General features: G+C 58.1%; 1 protein-coding gene. It reads right to left on the bottom strand.

All coding sequences use genetic code 11. The features are described 5' to 3' along the window. Positions 1-228: 228 nt before the first annotated feature. The coding region (locus tag C5Y96_RS08140; protein WP_114322166.1) for an IS4 family transposase at positions 229-867 on the bottom strand (639 nt) is incomplete at its 5' end.

Below are 867 nucleotides of genomic sequence, written 5' to 3'. Positions count from 1 at the left end.
TAACTAGATGAAGAAAAGGGGACGCGGTTCTTTCTCTTCCTGGGACGGGTCAAAGGGGACGGGGGCAATACTGTTCGGCACGCCCCGTCGCGATGAACGAATTGAACCCATCGCCGCCTCTTCACGCATTCTCGCATCGCCACCCGGCCGTGCAAGCGACCATTCGGTTTTTCATCCGCGCAGCATCGACCGAGAGACCGCTTCGATGGCGGACTCTTTAGAACTTCGCTACGATTTTTCGTCCGCGGATGCGGCGGCTTGCTTCCGAATCTTGGCGATGTGAGCCAGCATCTCTTCTTCGCTCGCCCAGCCGGTGAAGTAGTAGCCGATCATCTCGAAGGTCCGCTTGCTTGGCTTGCCGCCGATCCACAGGTGGATCAACAGGCAGGCGATCATCGCGCAGTAGACCTGGATCTCGATCCCGTTTTTGCTGTGGCTAAGAAGATGCGCGCCACCCATCAGTTGCTTGTAGAAGCGGAAGAAGATTTCGACCGTCCAGCGGTACGAATAAAGAATCGAAATAATTTCGGCCGGAGCGAACGGCATGTTCGTGGCGATTCGCAGCACGCCGTCGCTGCTGGGCGCCTTCGAGCCTTTCACCTTGCCGCCAGTTCGATTCTTGTGCGGCGTACACTTCACGCAGACAAGTCGAACCAGATGATCGGGGCGATTCTCCAACTTGCTCGACGTGCCGAGCAGAACCGTTTGATCGCTCAGCACGCCAGCGGCGCGATCGCCGTCGGTCAGCGGGCGTTCTTCCAGCACGTCGTACTTCGCGTTATCGCGCAGGCGACAGAGATAACTGCTGCCGCGCTGATCGATCGCATTGAGCAGTTTGAACTTGGCGTAGCCGCGGTCCATGGCGTA

The sequence above is a fragment of the Blastopirellula marina genome (genome assembly GCF_002967715.1).
In the GTDB taxonomy this organism is placed as follows: Bacteria; Planctomycetota; Planctomycetia; order Pirellulales; family Pirellulaceae; genus Bremerella; species Bremerella marina_B.
Note: the sequence above shows the minus strand (reverse complement) of the source record. Positions and strands in the feature narration are given on the sequence as shown.